Below are 17,964 nucleotides of genomic sequence, written 5' to 3' on the forward strand. Positions count from 1 at the left end.
AATTGGCGACATGGCAGGGCGTCCAGCGGTCGGCAAGGCCCGCGCGAGAGGCAATATCGGCACTCTCCGTAGCGGCGCGCTGAGGGTGCGCGCCTACGCCGGCGTCGACCCGGTGACGGGGCAGCGGCACGACCTGGTGGCCATCATCCCGCCCGGCCCCGACGCCAAGCGCGAGGCGAAGCGCACCCTGGACCGGTTCCTGCACGAGATCGCGGAGAAGCGGAACCCGCGCACGTCCGCGACGGTCGACCAGCTGCTCACCCGCTACCTCGACCAGTTCGACGGCGCCCCCAACACCCTCACGATCTACCGCAGCTACATGCGCAACCACGTCTCCCCGTTCATCGGGCACGTGAAGGTCGGCGCGCTCGACGCCGAGATCCTGGACGCTCTGTACGCCGAGCTCCGCCGGTGCCGGCTGCACTGCAACGGCAAGCGCGGCCCGCAGCACTGGAGCCGTCACGAGCACGCGTGCGACCGCCGCTGCGCCCGCCCGCACGTCTGCCGCCCCCTGGGCGCGTCGGTGGTCCGCCACGTCCACTTCCTGCTCTCCGGCGCGTTCGAGCGGGCCGTGCGGTGGCGGTGGGTGGGGATCAACCCGGTCACGATGGCCTCCCCGCCGCCCGCGCCGCGGCCGAACCCGCAACCGCCATCACCGCGCGAGGCGGCCCGGATCGTCGAGGAGTCCTGGAAGGACCCGGACTGGGGCGCGCTGGTCTGGACGGCGATGACGACGGGCGCCCGTCGAGGCGAGCTGTGCGCACTCCGCCTGCACTCGGTGGACCTAGACGAGGGCCGCGAGACGCTGTGGCTGCGCCGGGCGATCCGCAAGGAACACGGGGTGCTCGTCGAGGCGGAGCTGAAGACCCACCAGCAGCGGCGGGTCGCGCTCGACGCCGAGACGGCAGAGATTCTGCGCGAGCACGTCGACCGCGCCCGCACCCGTGCAAGGTCCCTCGGGCTCAATCTGCCCGCCGACGCCTTCCTGTTCTCCGGCTCGCCCGACAGCTCGACCTCCCCGATCCCGGACAGCGTGACGCAGCGGTACGACCGCTTGGCAGTGCGGCTCGGGATCGCGACGACGTTTCACCGCCTCCGTCACTACTCGGCCACCGAGCTCATCGCCGCGGGCGTCGACCCGAGGACGGTTGCAGGCCGGCTTGGTCACGGCGGGGGCGGCACGACCACCCTAAAGACCTACTCAGCCTGGGTATCGGAGGCTGATCAACGAGCGGCCAGGAGTCTCGGAGGTCGGATGCCCAAGCGTCCACCCACCAGGAGGGAGTAGCAGCCACTCGCGCGCCATCCGCTACTTGAGCATCATCGCAACCCGTCATCTACGGGCGGTGGCGACAAGATCATCAGGACGCGCGCTAGGCGTCTACTGTTGTGGGCGCGCGACGGTGAAGGTGCGGAGGTTGCCTGTGACTCGCCCGGTCTCGCTCCTCATGACGGAGGGCCCGCTAGCCCTACAGTGTGCGCCGTGTCCCATCCCCAACCGGCCTCGGCCAGCGAGCCTGACCTACCGGAACTGTCGGGGCTGTGTGCGTCACTTGACGCCAACGGGCAGAAGGCGCGCTTCGGAGTGGCCTACGTCCGGGGCATCTGTGCGCAGGCGGGGGTGGGTTTCACGGAGACTTCACCAGACGAGGACGTACAGGCGATCGACGGTGACGTCAAGTTCAAGGAGGCGAGTGTGGGTGTGCAGGTGAAGTGCACGAGCTCGCTGACGATCGGCGGTCGCAGTGCTAGCTGGGAACTTGATCCTGCTTGGATCCGCAAGTGGTCGGATGCGCTACTGCCTGTCTACTTCGTTCTTGTGATTGTCAACAAGAATCCAGCGGCCTGGCTTTCACATGATAAGAACGGGACAACTTGCCGAGCCGCCGCCTTTTGGACGCGGATCTCGCCGGTCGACCTGGGTGCCCGAATTGATGTCCCGAAGAGTCAGCGTTTGACAGCTGAAACCTTGACGATCTGGCATCGCGACATGCTCGAATCCTTTACAGGGGGGGCGGCATGAGTACTCCGGTTCGATTCGCCCGCTCCGTAGTCGCCTACCTTGATCAGCAAGGGTGGGTCCGTGAGTCGGAAGGGCCCGTCGGGTCGCTTTGGCGGTCCTCGAACCCCGGCGAGGTCGACGTAATTGCTGTACCAATGGGGGAGATCAAGCGAGGTGATCGTGCATGGCGGAGCGTTGTTGAAAGAATTGCGATCCACGAGCGGAGGGATCCGCTCGAAGTTGCGTCCAACATTGAGAACCAGTACACAGACGTTACCCATCTGAGGGCCGCTAATGATCTCGTCATCTCCGGCTCTATTCCATTGGATGCTGGTGCAACGTTAGTGGCTTCGGCCAAGGAGATGCTTAGGTCCAGTGCAACGACTGCTCAGCGGGCTAGGGCTCAAATCGATGGGAACTTCTCGAAGATCGGGGACGCGCTAGTCAAGCAAGCGCGCCTGGGGCATACAATTGACCGTTCCTATGCGATCCCAGTGCTAATGCCGCTTCCATTCGAGCCGACGAGCACGGCCAGTGATCTGGAAATCACCGGGATTGAGGGGCATAGAGCGGCGCCGGAGTCTCCGGAGCGGCGTGTGATGCGCACTTTTGCGCAGGCGCTTAACGCAGTCAATCGTGTTATTGTTGAGCCTGCTAGGCAGCCTCGACAAAGCGACGTGCCGAGCCTTGTAGTTGCGGGAGTTAGTCGTGAGTTTGTTACCGCGCTATCTCGAATAGTGGCCCAGCCGGCCGTCGCCGAGTTTGAAGCTACGTTCATCTGGGCGACCGCAGTTCGCACGACCAGCGACGTGCCAGTGACGGTATCTATTCCGCCTGCGAGCGTGGAGTTGCTGGACCAGGCTGCTCAACTATTGAAGGCGACAAGACGCGATCCGCCTCAGAGTGTTACTGGCCCGATTGTCGAGGTCCGACATGTGCCACCGGATCGTTTTGGCGAGGTAGCTGTGCAGACCACACGAAACGGTCGGCCCGCGGAGATTCGAGTTCGCTTGGGACTCGAAGATATTGATCGATCACATGAGTGGATGCGTACAGGGACGACGGTAATCGTCGACGGAGTCATCGTGCGCAATCCGGGTCACCCGTTGAGGATAGATGCGCCGACACGATACGGGTCGCTAAGCTCGGCTTTTCTGGACGGCGCTCAAGACTAGTGCCGTTCATTGCTCGACCTGCCCGCTGACTGGAACCCACGTGGCGGCTTGTGGCAGCTGGCTACATCGTCCCCAGGTACCTGCGCCTACATCACCAGGGCGAGGCTTTGGTCGTAGGCTGGTTCTGTGACTGAGGTGCTGACTGTCTCGACTGCTACTCCGACCCGCGAGGCTGGACTGCGACTCGCCAAGTCTGCGACCGAGGCGGGGCTCGCCGCGGGAGTTCAGATGGCCGGACCGGTGGCGTCCGCCTTCTGGCACGACGGCGAGTTCGGTCAGGGGGAAGAGTGGGTGGTCTCGTTCAAGACCACCGCCGCTCGGTATGACGAGCTGGAAGCGCATCTCATCGAGCACCACGAGTGGCAGAACCCGGAGGTGACGGCTGTTCCATTGGCGCGAGCGTCAGCGTCGTACGTCGAGTGGGTTCAGCGCGTGACGGCCAAGAAGGTCGCGGACGACGGGTAGGTCGCCGTGCTCGGCGAGTCGGCCGGCGACCTGCACCAGACGCTCACGTGGCCTGACCGACGACACGTCGCCCATCACCGTGAGACTCGATTCGACGACTGTCGCCGCCTGCTCGATTTCGCCGGCGTCGATGTAGGAGTCGGCGAGCCAGGACGAGTAGAGTGCCTTGTCGCGTGAGTGGGCGTCGCTGTAGTGGGCGAGGGCTGACTCCAGGACAGGGACCGCGCGCAGCGGGCGGCGGAGTTCGCTCCAGCAGCGGCCGGTCATGATCGCGAGTTCGGTCTCGTCGATCCAGGCCGCGTAGTCCGGGGTCTGGCCGTTGGCGAGCGCGAGGGCATCTTCCGCGCGGCCGAGGCAGCGGGCGGTGGCGTCCGCGTCGCCGTCGAGGGCGAAGGTCCAAGCGGCGCGGGAGAGGAGCAGCGCGCGGACTCCGGGGTCGACGCCCGGCTGCTCCGCCGCGTGCACGGACTTCTCCGAGATCTTCCGGGCGGGTTGGCCGAGGCCGATGAGCTGGTAAGCGTGGAAGGCCAGGGCGTTGCCGGCGAGACCGGCGTCGCCGGCCTCCGTCGCCGCGGCGTGGCTGCGCCGGTAGTGGTCGCGTGCGTCGCTGTGCCATCCCGCGTCGAACGCAGCCCAGCCTGCTTGCTGGGACTGCTCCGCATGCAGCGCGAGGAGGTCGCGCTGTACGACCTCCCGGCTCACGCCCTCGCGCAGGAGATGGCCGGTCAGCTCCGCCTCCGCCGCGTAGAGGCGGTAGGTATCGCCTCCGCCGAGCGTGTCGTCGAGCTTGCGGAGGCTGACTAGGCGCTGGCGCAGCTCGTCGACGACGTCCTGCGTCGTGCTGCCCGCGGAGGCCCCACCACCGACGACCGCGGCCAGCAGACCGGAGATCGCGAGCGTGGAGCTCGTGCGGAGGAAGTCGCGTCGCTGCACCGAGGGGTCACCGTCTCCCAGGTCGAAGTCGTCAGCGGTCGCCAGCGACGCTAGGTGCGGTTCGGGGACATCGGGAGGGCAAGACCCCGGCATTCGGCGTGTGGTGAGCGCGGGGGGCGGCTCGCTGGGCGGCGGGGCTCCGAGCTGGACGAGCAGCCGGCGGTAGACGGCCTGCGGCCGCCGGACCCTGCCGCTCTCCCACCGGTTGACGAGGCGGACGTCCAGCGAGGTGCCGCGTTCCTCCTTGTTCTCGTACGCGACGCGGGTGACGTGCGCGACGAGCTCCTCCTGAGACCAGTTCATCGTCTCGCTGCGCCAGTGCCGGAGCCGGTGGCCCCACGGCTCGTCGATGGCGCCCTGCGTGCCCGTCATGGCCGGTCCCTCCGCCGCCTACCGCTGGAATGCCGGGGTTCTGCCGTGCGGTGCCGGGCGTTTGACCTGCGTTGTCTCGCCCGGAGTCGCGATCGTCATCGGCATGAACCCCAGTGCACCACAGCCTCCCGACACTCCGGGGCCGATTCAGGAACTCCGCACGGAGGTCGAGGCGGCGCTGCAGCGCGTCGAGCAGCTCAGGACGGCTCGTCGCCGGTACCTAGCCGACGCTCGATGGCGTCGAGCCGTCGGTAGATCGCAGTCAGGTCCGCCTTGACCGCGTCCAGCTCGGCGAGCACCGGATCGTCCTGATCGACGTCCGTCACCGACTGGCCTTCGAGGATCCGGGCTATCTGATCGCCGGGCCAGCCGAGGGCCTCGGAGACGGCGGCAAGCGTGCGCGGGTTGCGTCGCCGCGGCTGCAGGTTCTGCTGCAGCTCCCGGACGGTCATGAGCGCCACGCCGGCCCGGGAGGCGAGGTCCGCCTGCGTCATGTCGATCTCGGCCATGCGGGTGCGGATCGCAGCGGCGACGCCGTCCCAGTCTTTCGCCACACATACCTCCGTACCTGCTGATTTCAGTACCGAGGCTAGCGGCCTATCCACAAGCTGCGCACGACGCCGGGCCGATCAACTAAAGTAAGTGCTAATATCAGTACCACGGTTAGACCTCAGGCGGTTCCCGAGTCAGGAGAGAAGCAATGAGGACATTCCAGCCCCAGGTGGTCACGGCGGCGCCGAAGTTCTACAGCGTCGCCCAGGTCGCCGCCATGTTCGGCATGTCGCCGATGACCCTCTACCGCGCCATCGCCGCGGGGGAGTTCCCTGCCGTCCGCATCCGCGGCCGGCTGATCGTCCCGGCGAAGGCCGTCGACGCGATGGCCGACACGGCAACCGCCGAGCAGACCGTCGTCGACGCCGCCGGATGGGTGGTGTGAGCCGTGGGAACGATCGGAGTCCTGATCTTCTTCGCCGTCGTCGGCGCAGTGATCTGTGCGAAGTCGCGCAGTGCGGGCGGGGCGGTGGTGTTCTCGCTCATCGCGCTCGGGCTGTTCATCTCCACCCCGGCCGGAGCCGGGCTGCCGGGGATGCTCACCGACTTCATGTCGTCGGTGTCGCAGGCGTCGGAGCCGCTCACCGGCGGGTCGGAGGCGGTGGGATGACCACCGCGACGACACGGTCGACCCAGCATGTGCGGCCGGACGACTTCCGGCACCGGGCGGCGTGCCGCTCGATCGATGCCGAGGTGTTCTTCCCGACCGCGGTCCGGGGTCGCGAGGCCGAGCGGCAGGTGAGCGCGGCCAAGGCGGTGTGCGCCGGTTGCCCGGTTCGCGCCGAGTGTCTGACGTGGGCCATCACGCACCTGCCGGACGGAATCGCCGGTGGCATGACCGAGGACGAGCGCCGTCGGGAGCAGGCCCGACGTCGCGACGCGCGACGCCGTAGACGCACACCGGAACGACCCGCGGGCGGGACGCGCGCCGAGGTCGCACGAGTCGGCCGGGCCGCGCTCGCCGCGGGCATGGACGTGCAGGAGGTAGCCGCGACGTTCTTGGTCAGCCTGCGCACCGCCCAGCGATGGGCCCGCAGCACGACGTCCGGAACACGCGGGCGGGGCATGACGGAGGGGAGCCGCGGCGGCCACCGGGCTCCCCTCCAGATCTCCCACACAGCAACCCAGGCAGGGACACGAGCGGAAGGGAACCGAGCGTAGATGAACACCCCCGACGAGCACGACGACCGCCCACCGGCGGTCCGGTACGCCGAGGCCGGCGCCGACGCCTGGGTGACGGTCGTCCGCCACCAGCTCGACGCCTCAGCGGACCACAGCGACTTCTACAAGCTCGGCGCGGACATGGTCGGGACGCTGCGGGCGCTGCAGGACCTGGCCCGGCTGCTGGACCGGCAGGTGCAGCGCTACGGCGAGCAGCGCGAGGTCTACGACGACTCCGGCGAGGTCGACCCGCACGATCGGCTCACCGCGGCCGCCGTCGAGCTGGAGGCCGTCGCCGACGCCCTGGGCTCGGTGATCTGGTCCGCCGATCGCTACTGGAACGCGATCAGCCACATCGGTGTCGAGGACGGCCCGGCCGCCGAGGGCGAGGTGTCCCGATGAACGCGCGAGTGCGCCCGATCGGCGGCACCGGCGCCGTGGTCGCCGGGCTGCACCGGTGGATCGACGGGCACGACGCGCATGTGCAGGCCGCGGTCTGGCTGCTGCTCGCACACGAGGTGTGGCCGCGACGCGCGGACTTCCTGCGCGCGTGCGTGCACCACAGCCCGGACGGCGGGTGGTGGATCGACTTCCGCGCCGCCCGGACCGCGTTCGAGCACGGCGCCTTCGACACCGCGTCGACAACGGAGCTGGCGGTGCTCGACCTGGCGATCACGCTGGGCACCGACCGCTTCCGGTTCCGGGCGATGGGGCCGGGCAACGCCCGCGCGGTCGCCACAGCGGTCGCCCACGCGGTCGGAGCAGACGGATGACGACCCGCGCCATGCTCTACGGCCTGCTCGCCGTCGTCGCAGGGGCGGCCGCGGTGCTGTCGTTCGCCGCCCTGCGCGACCTGGCGCTGGTGTGCGGGTTCTCCCCACAGCTGGCCTGGCTCCTCCCGGTCGTGGTCGACGCGGGCGCCGCCGCGGGCTCACTGGTGTGGCTGGGCGGACGGACCGGGCGTTCGGCCCGCACCTTCGCCCGATCGCTCGCGCTCGCCCTGCTGACGCTGTCGGTGGCCGCCAACGCGCTCGGGCACGGCCTGGCCGCGTTCGCGCTCGCCCCGGCGTGGTGGGTGGTCGTCATCGTCTCTGCCGTCGCCCCGGCCGTGCTCGGGGCCGTCGTGCACCTCGCCGTGCTGGTCGGCCGCGTCGACGACATGGACGTCCCTGAACCGAATGACTCCGCCCGGCCCGCCGAACGGGTCGGGGACCTGATCGCTGCCGGTGCGGGCCGCCGACGGCTGGCCCGGGAGCTGGGCATCAGCGAGTACGAGGCCCGCCAACTACTCGACCGCACCCGTACCGAGCCGCCGGCCCTCGCCGTCAACGGCTCCGGAAGGACGTCGTCATGAATACCTCCCTCCTCACGCTGTTCGTGGTCCTGGCCGCGATCGCCGCGATCTCCCACCGCCGGGGCGCCTTCGTGGTCGCCGTCGGGGCCACCGTGCTGGCGGCCATGCCCGCGTGGGCCCTGGTCCGCACCTCCCACCCGCTGCTCGTCGGCGCCATGGCACTGGCGCTGGCCGGGTGGTTGTGGATGCGGCACGGCCGCACGATGGCCACGGTCACCCGCTGGGGCAGCAGCAGCCGGCGTAAGGCCGGCGTCGCCTCGACCGGCGACATCGTCCGCGCGGGATCGGCGCTGGCCATGCGCCGTCGGACCCCGCAGGTCCGGCCGTCGCTGCGCGCGACCTCGCGCTGGGCGCGGCTCGTGCAGCTGGTCCGGCTTCCCGCCGTCGCGGTGGGCGTCGAACTGTGCCAGGTCGCCGGGTTGAAGGTGTGGGCGTCGATCGAGGACGTCGTCCTCGCGTTCGGCGGGCCGCGCGTGGGCAAGTCGCAGTGGCTGGCCGGACGGATCATCGACGCTCCCGGTGCCGTACTCGTCACCAGCACCCGTACCGACCTGCTCAACCAGACCGCTGCCCTGCGGGCCCAGGTCGGGCCGGTGTTCGTGTTCAACCCCGTCGGGCTCGGCGGGCTGCCGTCGACGATCACGTTCGATCCGCTCACCGACTGCGACGACCCCGTGGCCGCGAACGAGCGGGCCGCGGACATGCTCGCCGCCGCGAACCGCGGAGGGGGGCCGGACCGCGAGTTCTGGGACGACCAGGGCCGCCGCAACCTCGCCGCGCTCATGCACGCTGCCGCGCTCGGCGGGCACACGATGGCCGACGTCGGCACGTGGCTGTCCGAGCTGGACGATCACCAGCAGCGCATCCTGCTGCTCCTGCGCAACCGCAGCCCGGAGCCGGCGTTCGAGGCGGCCGTCCGGCAGTTCATCGGGACGAACGAGCGCACCCGCACGTCGATCACGTCGACCATCGCCCCCGCGATCGGCTGGCTCACCCACGGCCCCGCCAAGCAGGCCGCACGGCCGATCGCCGAGGGTGGGCAGCCGTTCGACGTCGCCGCCCTCCTCGCCGCGAAGGTAACGGTCTACATGCTCGGCGGTGAGGAGGCCCAGGTCGCGCCGCTGGTCTGCGCGCTCACCGGCTACATCGCCCGGCAGGCCCGCCGCCTGGCCGACCGTCAACCCGGCGGCAGGCTCGACCCGCCGCTGTCGCTGCGCCTCGACGAGGCCGCGCTGATCTGCCCCATCCCTCTCGACAAGTGGTCGGCCGACATGGGTGGGCGCGGCATCTCGATCGTGGCCTGCTTCCAGAGCCGGGCGCAGCTGGTGGACTGTTACGGGGTGGCCAAATCGGCCGTCACCCTCAACAACTCCGGGGCCCGGGAACTGTTCGGAGGGACCGCTGACCGGGACGACCTCAACTACTGGTCGACGCTGGCAGGGGAGCGGGACGAGCCGACGACGACGACGGACCTGCACGGGCGGCTGGCGTCCCGCACAACGCGGCGGGTCCCGGTGCTCTCGCCCGCGCAGCTGGCGAACCTCCCGGCCGGGCGGGTCGTGGTGTTCCGCCGGGACATGCCGCCTGTCATCGGCCGTGTCGAGCAGGCCTGGCGCCGGGCCGACGTGCACGCCGTCCACCATCCCGACGCGCTCACCGTCCGGGCCCGGGCCTGGCGGCGCCAGCAGGTCACCCGCGCCGCCGCCGTCATCGCCCGCCGCACCCGGCCTGCCCGGACGTGGTTCGGGGCTCGCCGTCGCGCCGTCGTCGGATGGTGCGCCGCGCGCTGGACGGCGCTGCGGGTGCGCGTCACCGGGCGCGGCGGGCCGATCCGCTACGAGAGCCCGACCGTAGTGCCGGGGCAGGTGGTCGACCAGCGCCGAGGGCCGCACGAGGCCGAGGTGATCCCGTTCCCGCAGCTGCCCGGCAGCGAGCCGGACGATCCGTGGGGGGACGCGCGATGACCACCCCACCCACGGTGCGGGGGATCGCGAAGCTGACCGCCCGCCTGCGGGAGCTGTCCGCCCGGGGGCGGGAGGCCGATCCCGCCGAGCGGGCGGCGTTCCTGGCCGACAAGCGCGCACTGCTCGACCGCATCCCCGACCAGGCCGGGCGGCACGAGCCCGCGCCGCCGATGTCCGCCGAGGAGGCCGCCCGGCGGCTCACCGGGCCCGGCCGCACCCTCGACGAGTCCCGCGCACTGGTCCGCGACTACCTCGACGACACCTCCGACCGGGTGGGAACGCCCGCCCACCTGTGGGGCCTCGACGAGTTCGACCTGACGGCGATCGAGTCGTCCGCGCGCGGCGCCGAAGCCGTGGCACCGGTGGTCCTGCGCTGTCCCGAGGGCCGGCCACGTGCCGATGCCGAGCATCTCGACGACCGGCGCGCCGACGAGGACTCCGCCAGCGACGACCTCACGCGGGAGAACGGGCGATGACCCGCCGCCGGAGCCTCCCGCGCTACCCGGCCGGCCGAGCGCAACGGCGCCGCGGCGCCGGATGGAGGCTGCCGCCCGCCATCCAGCGGTACGAACCGCCCGGCCCGCGCCTGGCGCCGGGTGATCCCAAGAGGGGAACGCGATGACCACCGACCCCACCGTCGCCGCGCTCGGGCGCTCGGTCTCGCGCGCGCTGCGCCGGATCGACACGGTGGACACCAACCTGCTGCAGCTCGCCTCGGACGTCGCCGCCCTGCGTGCGCTCCTCGGCCGGGCCGAACCCGCCGAGGAGCCGAAGGCGGCGGGGGTCCGCTCCTGGCTGCTCGCCACCGACACCGTGCAGGCCGTGAAGGACGCCGCCGACCTGGTGGACTGGGTGGGCCGCGTCTACGTCCGCTACACCCGCGCGCAGCTCTCCTCCTGCTGGCTGTGGCACCCCGAGGCGATCGAGGAGCTGTGGTGGCTGCGCTGGGCGCACGCCGAGGCTTACCACCCCGAGAACGGCTCGTGGATGCGCGCCGGGGACTGGCACGACCGGCAGCGCCCCGGCGTCGAGCGCCGCCTGAACGGGCTGCTCGGCAAGTGCTCGTTGTCGCGGCACGCCGACCGCAACGGACGCCATGCCGACGTCGTGGAGCCGGTCCCGCCGCCGCTCGCTGACCATCACGCCGCCGTGGCCGCCCACTGGGTCTCCGTGCGCACCGCTGGTCCTGTGCCGACGGAGGACGTCCTCGCCGAGGCCGAGCAGGCCGAGTACACGCAGCACCGGGGGAGTAGATGAGCGGCTGCGCCGTGCCTGGGTGCGGTCGCCCGCACCACGCGCGCGGCTGGTGCCGGCCGCACTGGCGCCGCGCCCGTCGTGGCGCTCTCCGGCCCGCCGACCCGATCCGCGACACCACGGGGGCACCGAGCTACTTCGCCCTTCGCCGCAGGCTCACAGACACGCGCGGCCCGGCCGCCGGCCGGGCCTGCGCCGAGTGCGCACGGACGGCCTGCCTGTGGTCCTACGACGGCGCCGATCCCGACGAGTGCACCGACTCGTCACGCGGCTACCGCTACAGCCTCGACCTGGCCCGCTACCGCCCGCGCTGCCGCTCCTGCCACCGCCGCTCGACCGGCGAACCGCTCGACGCCGAACGCGTCACCCGGCTCTACCGAGGCGGAGCCAGCTCCGCCGGAATCGCCGCACTGCTCGACACCAGCCCGAACACCGTCCTCCGACTCCTCCGAGCCAACGACGTCCCGATCCGATCCCGACCCCACACAACCCGATGACGACTGACCACGACGAGAGCACCCATCAGCAGCAGGACGACCACCAAGAGCAGGACGAAGAGACCCGTACCAACGCGAGCAAGAGCAAGACCCACACCCACGCATCACGATCCCGTGGTGCCCGTCGCGGGCCCTGGCGGGCCCGCTCGGAACCCGCCGTTCATGATCGACTCGGCGCTGAGGAGCACGCCTTGACCACCACCGGAAAGCACCTGCACGACGCCCGGCATCCGGCCGAGCGCTACGCCGCGATCTTCCTCGCGATCGCCCAGCGCGACCTCGGGTTGGCCCGCGCGAGCAACTCCGAGATCCTCGCGGCCGAGGAGCCGGAGAACCCCGACCCCGTGGCCGAGTACGCGGCCTGGGTCGAGCGGATGGAGGAGAGCGAGCGGTTCCACCGACTGGGCGCGCTCCGCTCCGTCGAGGCCTGCCGCCGCGACGACGACAGCCCGGACGCGGGACGGGCACTGCTCGATCTGGCGGACGGGCCGGAGTTCGCCGACTCGGTCAGGCGGGCCCGCGCGGCGATCGCCGCCATGATCGGCCCGGACCCCGCCGCGGCGCGCGCGGCCCAGCACGACGTGCTCGTGCGCTGGTACGCCGACGACGCTGCCCACGGCGGGAGCTCGTCGTGTTGAGCGTCCACCGCGGGCACTCCGTCCGGTACCTCACCGACGAGGTCGCCAAGGCCCGCGAGGGCTACTACACCGGCGCTGTCGCAGCGGGCGAGCCTCCGGGGCAGTGGTGGGGCCAGGGCGCGCAGACCCTCGGCCTGACGGGCGAAGTCGACGCCGATCTGATGGAGGCCGTCTACACGCGCCTGCTCGACCCGCGCGACCCGGCCGCGCACGACCGCGCCACCTGGGACGAGGCGGAGGCGCTCGCGACCGGGCACCGCAAGTACCGGAGCGCGGAGCAGATCTATGCCTCGCTGCTCGACGCCCGCCCGGACGCCGGCCCCGAGGAGCGCGCGGCGCTGCGGGCGCAGGCCGGACGCTCGGCGCGGCAGGCCGTGTCGTTCATTGACGTCACGTTCTCCGCGCCCAAGTCCGTGACCGTCACCGGCTTGGCGTTCGAGCGCGCCGCGAACGACGCCCGGACTCGCGGCGACGTCGAGGCCGCGCAGGCGTGGGACACCCACTCGCAGGCCGTCGAGGACGCGATGATGGCCGGCGTCCGCGCCGGGCTCGCCTACCTGCAGGAGCACGCCGGCTACTCCCGCGTCGGCCACCACGGTGGCGGGTCCGGGCGCTGGATCGACGCCCACGAGTTCGTCGTCGCCCAGTTCTTCCAGCACGACTCCCGCGAGCGGGACCCGCAGTGGCACATCCACAACGCGATCCTCAACCGCGTCCTGTGCGCCGACGGCGTCTGGCGCGGCGTCGATGGGCGCGCGATCGACGAGCACAAGGCCGCCGCCGGCGCGATCGCCGAGCGCGTCATGGAGGCGCACCTCGCGCAGTCGCTCGGCGTGCGGACCGAGACCCGGCCCGACGGGAAGGCGCGCGAGGTCGTCGGCGTCGACCGCGGCCTGATGGACCTCTACTCGTCGCGGCGCGCGCAGATCGGCCCGAAGGCCGCCGAGCTGATCCGCCAGTTCTCCGCCGCGCAGGGTCGCGAGCCGTCGCCGTACGAGAAGGTCGTGATTCACGAGCAGGCGACGCTCGTGACCCGCAAGGCGAAGTCGCACGACGGCGAGACGCGGGAGGAGCAGTTCACCCGGTGGGAGGAGATGGCCCGCGGCCGGGTGACCGGCGGGCTGACCACGCTCGCCGAGCAGTTGGTCGCCCGCGCCCAGGACCCGGGCGAGGACGCCGAGTTCTCCCCGCGCGACGTCATCGAGCGTGCGGTCGCCGACATCAGCGCGACCCGCGCGCACTACTCGCGCTCGGACATGATCCAGGCCGTTTCCAACGCGCTGCCCGGGCACCTGGGCGTCGCGCCCGAGGACGTCGAGCCGCTCCTGATGGGGCTCACCGACGCCGCGCTCGACCTCGCTCAGCGCCTGACGCCGGTCGAGGACGCCGCCGCGCTGCCCGACGAGCTGCGGCTCGCGAACGGCGAGTCGGTCTACGCCCGGCACGGGTCGGTCCGCTACTCCACGCCGGGCCAGCTCGCGGCGGAGCGGTCACTGATCGCGGCCGCCGTGCAGCGCGGGGCGCACCGGCTCACCGAGGACCGGGTCGACGAGGTGTGCGGGCGGTTCGCCGAGTCCGGTACGCGCCTGGGCCCGGACCAGGAGGCCGCGCTGCGCGGCGTGCTGACCTCCGGCGCGCAGGTCGAGGTCCTGACCGCCGCGGCGGGCACCGGCAAGTCGTTCGTCGTCGGTGCGATCGCCGGCACGTGGACCGACCCGGAGGGCGATCCCGACGACGAGCTGCCCCGTCGCGTGTTCGGGCTCGCGCCGTACCAGAACGCGGCCGAGGTGCTCGCCGGCGAAGGTCTGGCGACCAAGAACGTCCGCGCGTGGCTCGCGACGCAGAACCGCATCGACCGCACCCGCCCCGGGCAGAACGCGACCGGCCCGACCGGTGACGACGAGGCGTGGCGGCTCCGGCGCGGCGACCTGGTGGTCGTCGACGAGGCCGGGACCGCCGAGACCGGCGATCTCGTCGCCATCCACGCCCGCTGCCAGACGGCCGGGGCGAAGCTCCTGCTCGTCGGCGACCCGCGCCAGCTGACCGCGATCGGTCCCGGCGGTGCACTCGCCGACATCGGCGAGCACGGCATCACCTACCAGCTCTCCGAGGTCCGCCGGTTCGACAACGCCTGGGAGGGCCCGGCGTCGCTGCGACTGCGCGACGGCGATCCCGACGTGCTCGCCGAGTACGCCAAGCGCGGCCGGCTCGTCGACGGCGGGACCGCCGAGCAGGCCGAGGCTGCCGCGTCGCGGGCGTGGCTGGCCGACACGCTCGACGGTCGCGAGTCGCTGCTGATGGTCGGCACGAACGCGACCGCCGCGCGGGTCGCGGCCGGGCTGCGTTCCGAGCTGGTCCGGCTTGGCCGGGTCGAGGAGGACGGTGTCCCACTCGGCGAAGGGCCGGCGCTCGCCGACTGGCGCGGCTCGGTCGCCGGGGTCGGCGACCTCGTGCAGGCCCGCACGCTCGCCTGGCACCTGCGCGGGTTCGAGGGCAACACGGCCGCGCCGATCACCCGCCGGACCTACCGGGTGCTCGCCACCCGCCCCGATGGCGGGCTGACCGTCGCACCCGTCGACCGCGCCGCAGAGGACGGCGAGCGGAACGCCTGGGGAGAGATCCTCGGCGCGCCGATGCAGCTGCCCGGCACCTACGTCCGCGACCACGTCAGCCTGGGCTACGCCAGCACCAAGGACGCCGCGCAGGGCCGCAACGTCGACACCAGCCACTCCGTGATCGGCCCCGGCACCGACGCCGCCGGGCTTTACGTCCCGGCGACCCGCGGCCGCGAGCGGAACACGATCTACGCCGTCACCCGCCACCTCGCGCCCGACGCCGAGACCGGCGAGACGTTCGACATTGCCGAGCGCACCCCGGAGGCCGTGCTCGCCGACGGTCTCGCGAACCTGCGCGAGGACCGCTCCGCACAGGCCGAACAGGCCCACGCCGAGACCGAGGCCCGCTCGGTGATGACCCAGGTCGACCGGATCGCCGACCTCATCCGCGAGGTCAACGCCGGCCGCACTGCCTCGACGCTCGACCGGCTCGCCGCCGGCGGGCACCTCACGCCGCACGAGCGCGGCCTCCTGGCCGCTGACGACGCCTTCGGCTCGCTGGAGCGGCTGCTGCGTACCGCCGAGCTCGCCGGGCACGACGCCGACCAAGTCCTGACGGACGCGATCGAGTCCCGCAGCCTGATGGGCGCCGACTCCCCGGCCCAGGTCATCCACCACCGCATCACCCACGCCCTGAACGGCCGGCTCACCCCGCACCTCAGCGGGGGCGCGGCCGACCTGATCCCGCATCACCTGCGCGACGCCGCCGACGCACTACCCGTGGATGAGAAGCGCGCCACCCGACTGCACCAGCTCGCCGACGCGGCGGACACCCGCCGCCACGAACTCGGCGCGCTCACGGCGGAGCAGGCGCCCGTCTGGGCGATCGACGCCCTCGGGCCCGTCCCGGACCCGGAGCAGGTCGTCGCCCGCCAGGACTGGGAGCACCGCGCCGGATGGGCCGCGGCCTACCGGGAACTCGTCGACCACACTGACGAGCACGACCCGCTCGGCAACGCGCCGGGCAAGGGTCGCGCCGAGCACGCGGTGATGTTCCGGGCTGCGCACGAGGCCCTGGCGCTCGTCGACGCCGGAGCCGAGGAGGCGAACCTGTCCGACGGCGCCCTGCGCTCGCGGGTTCGCGCCTATGAGCGGGAGCTGACCTGGGCGCCGCGGTGGGTCGACGACGAGCTTGCCGCCGCCCACCAGGCCCATAGCCGCGCCACGACCGACGCGACGGTGTGGACCGCCCGTGCCGACGCACCCGACACCGACTCAGCCGACGCGACCCGGCTCCGGGTCGACGCCGAAGGAGCCCGCGCCGAAGCCGCCCGACTCGCCGAGCAGATCACGCAGCTCGAGGTTGCGGACGAGGCCCGGACCCGGTGGTTCACCCACACCGCCATCACCCGAGACCGCGCCGAGCGGTCTACCGTCGAGCTGAAGGCTCGTGGCGTCGACCCCGACCACCCTGCTGACCGAACGACGGGCCCGGAATGGCTCGCTCTGCATCGCGCGGAGCAGGAAGACCGGGAGCGCGATCAACCCGTCACAGAGTCCGACGTCGATGAGCGATGGGACGACGAGCAGATCAGCCCGACAAGGCCGGACACCTCTCGGACGCCTCCCGAACAAGATCGCATCGAGACTGAGGTTCCTGATGCACGGGATGTCAGCACGGTGGACCCCACGGAGGCCGCCGACCCGACGCAGCGGCGCCGGGTCCGGCCCGTGGACGAGACGACGGTCGCCGTCCATCGCGCGCAGTTGTCGCTCGCGGAGATCGCACAGCGCGAGGCGGCAGACGCCGCTCGGGAGGAATCCGACGCGTCTGCGCGAGACGCTGCCGAATCCGCTCGACGGGCCGAACTCACCGACTGGTCCGCCGAAGCCGGCTACGAGGGTTACGGCGCCGACGGGTCCGGACAAGTGGATGACGCGCCCGTACTCAGTCGCGACGAGTGAGGCCCCGCGGTGCTGTCGCCGTACTCGCAGCCAGGTCCGCCGCCCATGTGATGACGAACCCGGCCCCTTCCAGCTTCGCTCGCGTCTCGGTGACGTCGTGGCGGCGCAGTTCGCGCCATAGGGCCAGCAGCTCGGCGACGGGCGCCGGTAGCTGCGCAGCCGGGTGGCGCAAAACCGGCCCCCACTCCGGCCGGATGGGGTCTCCGCGCAACTGGAAGGGGTGCCAATGGACGACGTGGTCCGTCAGGTCCGCGTCCAGAACCACGAGTCCGAGCGGAAACGGCCCGCCGGGGAAGTCGAGAGCCGCGCACAGATCGGCGTACTCCCAGACGACGACCAGCCGGGTTGCGAGAGTTACCGATGGGAGCAGGCCGAGCCTGGTCACCGCAGCCGCGGCGTCTGCGCCACGTCGGAATGGCCGGGTGGCCACGCTGCCGATGTACGGCTGCCGGAGATGCTTGTGCAGGAGGTGCACGGTTGGCGGCGGCACCGCGCTGTCCCGACGCAAGGCAGCGTCGGCCAGGTCGACGCTGCCCGATTCGACGGCATCGACTAGCGCGTCCAACGCGGGGTCCATTGCCCCATTGTGAAGCGAACCCCCGACATCTCGTTGTGAATCGTGCGGGGCAGCAGCGCCCCGCGTTGGAGCGTTCGATGCGCCGATCTTCCAGCGCAACACGGTGGGCCCTGTTCAGGTTTCTCCAAACCGCCCCATGGCGGCGGACCTCGGTGCGATCCTGCACCTTGAAGCGCCGCAGAAGGGAGTGGTCGTGGTGGCTCCGGATGTGCACATCGACCCGGAGGTGGTCCAGCGCACCGCGGGCAGTTTGCTGGGGTTGGCCGACGAGGTGCGCGGCACGATCGCCGCTGCCGAGGTCGACACGGTGCGGCCCGATGCCCCGCCCGGATTCGTCGCGACGCTGGCCGCGAACGAGCTGTGGGCCGGCTGGAGCAGGCAGCTGGACCAGACCGCGACCGACGTGGCGCAGTTCGGGCACGACATCGCAGCGGCGGCCACGGCGTGGCAGCAGGCCGACGCCGCGATCGCCGCCTCCCTGGGCGGCGGCTGAGCATGGT

General features: G+C 71.6%; 17 protein-coding genes and 1 pseudogene. 15 read left to right on the forward strand and 3 right to left on the reverse strand.

Going from position 1 to position 17,964, the window contains the following annotated elements:
* Window positions 1-10 precede the first annotated feature (10 nt).
* The 3 genes from I4I81_RS26105 to cutA all read left to right on the forward strand — a co-directional run bounded on the left by I4I81_RS26105 (window position 11) and on the right by cutA (window position 3,642).
* Window positions 11-1,288, forward strand: a complete 1,278-nt coding sequence (locus I4I81_RS26105; RefSeq protein WP_218616400.1) for a site-specific integrase — start codon at window positions 11-13, stop codon at window positions 1,286-1,288.
* 195 nt (window positions 1,289-1,483) lie between these two features.
* Window positions 1,484-2,023, forward strand: coding sequence for a DUF4365 domain-containing protein (locus I4I81_RS26110; protein WP_218601043.1), 540 nt, complete (start codon window positions 1,484-1,486; stop codon window positions 2,021-2,023).
* A 1,280-nt stretch (window positions 2,024-3,303) separates the two neighbouring features.
* Window positions 3,304-3,642 carry a divalent-cation tolerance protein CutA gene (cutA, locus tag I4I81_RS26115; RefSeq protein ID WP_218601042.1) on the forward strand — a complete coding sequence of 113 codons (339 nt, stop codon included), beginning with the start codon at window positions 3,304-3,306 and terminating at the stop codon, window positions 3,640-3,642.
* Here the strand turns inward: cutA and I4I81_RS26120 are convergent.
* Together I4I81_RS26120 and I4I81_RS26125 are read right to left on the reverse strand one after the other, a co-directional pair.
* On the reverse strand, window positions 3,580-4,947 hold the full coding sequence (locus tag I4I81_RS26120; protein WP_218601041.1) for an NsdA family TPR-like regulatory protein: 1,368 nt from the start codon (window positions 4,945-4,947) through the stop codon (window positions 3,580-3,582). The genes cutA and I4I81_RS26120 overlap by 63 nt on opposite strands.
* 197 nt (window positions 4,948-5,144) lie before the next feature.
* Entirely contained in the window at window positions 5,145-5,501 is a 357-nt protein-coding gene (locus tag I4I81_RS26125; protein ID WP_218601040.1) for an XRE family transcriptional regulator, read from the reverse strand.
* A 146-nt stretch (window positions 5,502-5,647) separates the two neighbouring features.
* Here I4I81_RS26125 and I4I81_RS26130 point away from each other — a divergent pair, with 146 nt between their 5' ends.
* The 11 genes and pseudogenes from I4I81_RS26130 to mobF all read left to right on the forward strand — a co-directional run bounded on the left by I4I81_RS26130 (window position 5,648) and on the right by mobF (window position 16,887).
* Window positions 5,648-5,884, forward strand: coding sequence for a helix-turn-helix domain-containing protein (locus tag I4I81_RS26130; protein WP_218601039.1), 237 nt, complete (start codon window positions 5,648-5,650; stop codon window positions 5,882-5,884).
* A gap of 3 nt (window positions 5,885-5,887) precedes the next feature.
* The gene (locus I4I81_RS26135; RefSeq protein ID WP_218601038.1) at window positions 5,888-6,109 is read left to right on the forward strand and encodes a hypothetical protein; all 222 of its coding nucleotides are present in this window, start codon (window positions 5,888-5,890) and stop codon (window positions 6,107-6,109) included.
* Window positions 6,106-6,381 (forward strand): annotated as a pseudogene (locus I4I81_RS26140) (WhiB family transcriptional regulator); the annotation flags it as partial. The gene I4I81_RS26135 and the pseudogene I4I81_RS26140, both read left to right, overlap by 4 nt.
* A 279-nt stretch (window positions 6,382-6,660) precedes the next feature.
* A complete protein-coding gene (locus I4I81_RS26145; RefSeq protein WP_218601036.1) occupies window positions 6,661-7,062 on the forward strand; it encodes a hypothetical protein in 402 nt (133 codons plus the stop codon).
* Window positions 7,059-7,433, forward strand: coding sequence for a hypothetical protein (locus I4I81_RS26150; protein WP_218601035.1), 375 nt, complete (start codon window positions 7,059-7,061; stop codon window positions 7,431-7,433). The genes I4I81_RS26145 and I4I81_RS26150 overlap by 4 nt, the downstream gene beginning before the upstream one ends.
* Window positions 7,430-8,014: a DUF2637 domain-containing protein gene (locus I4I81_RS26155; RefSeq protein ID WP_218601034.1), complete on the forward strand. Its 585-nt coding sequence runs from the start codon at window positions 7,430-7,432 to the stop codon at window positions 8,012-8,014. Before I4I81_RS26150 ends, I4I81_RS26155 begins: the two co-directional genes overlap by 4 nt.
* Window positions 8,011-9,978 carry a type IV secretory system conjugative DNA transfer family protein gene (locus I4I81_RS26160; RefSeq protein ID WP_218601033.1) on the forward strand — a complete coding sequence of 656 codons (1,968 nt, stop codon included), beginning with the start codon at window positions 8,011-8,013 and terminating at the stop codon, window positions 9,976-9,978. Before I4I81_RS26155 ends, I4I81_RS26160 begins: the two co-directional genes overlap by 4 nt.
* Entirely contained in the window at window positions 9,975-10,454 is a 480-nt protein-coding gene (locus I4I81_RS26165) for a hypothetical protein (RefSeq protein WP_218601032.1), read from the forward strand. Before I4I81_RS26160 ends, I4I81_RS26165 begins: the two co-directional genes overlap by 4 nt.
* A gap of 142 nt (window positions 10,455-10,596) precedes the next feature.
* Window positions 10,597-11,235, forward strand: a complete 639-nt coding sequence (locus I4I81_RS26170; RefSeq protein ID WP_218601031.1) for a hypothetical protein — start codon at window positions 10,597-10,599, stop codon at window positions 11,233-11,235.
* A gap of 685 nt (window positions 11,236-11,920) precedes the next feature.
* Window positions 11,921-12,367, forward strand: a complete 447-nt coding sequence (locus tag I4I81_RS26175) for a hypothetical protein (RefSeq protein WP_218601030.1) — start codon at window positions 11,921-11,923, stop codon at window positions 12,365-12,367.
* Window positions 12,361-16,887, forward strand: coding sequence for a MobF family relaxase (gene mobF / locus I4I81_RS26180; RefSeq protein WP_218601029.1), 4,527 nt, complete (start codon window positions 12,361-12,363; stop codon window positions 16,885-16,887). The genes I4I81_RS26175 and mobF overlap by 7 nt, the downstream gene beginning before the upstream one ends.
* Here the strand turns inward: mobF and I4I81_RS26185 are convergent.
* Window positions 16,871-17,464, reverse strand: coding sequence for a hypothetical protein (locus I4I81_RS26185; RefSeq protein ID WP_218601028.1), 594 nt, complete (start codon window positions 17,462-17,464; stop codon window positions 16,871-16,873). The two genes, mobF and I4I81_RS26185, sit on opposite strands and share 17 nt — an antisense overlap.
* 193 nt (window positions 17,465-17,657) lie before the next feature.
* Between I4I81_RS26185 and I4I81_RS26190 the strand changes: the two genes are divergently transcribed.
* Window positions 17,658-17,957 carry a type VII secretion target gene (locus I4I81_RS26190; protein ID WP_218601027.1) on the forward strand — a complete coding sequence of 100 codons (300 nt, stop codon included), beginning with the start codon at window positions 17,658-17,660 and terminating at the stop codon, window positions 17,955-17,957.
* Window positions 17,958-17,964 lie beyond the last annotated feature (7 nt).

Origin of the sequence: Pseudonocardia abyssalis (assembly GCF_019263705.2) — a bacterium.
GTDB classification, from domain to species: domain Bacteria; phylum Actinomycetota; class Actinomycetes; order Mycobacteriales; family Pseudonocardiaceae; genus Pseudonocardia; species Pseudonocardia abyssalis.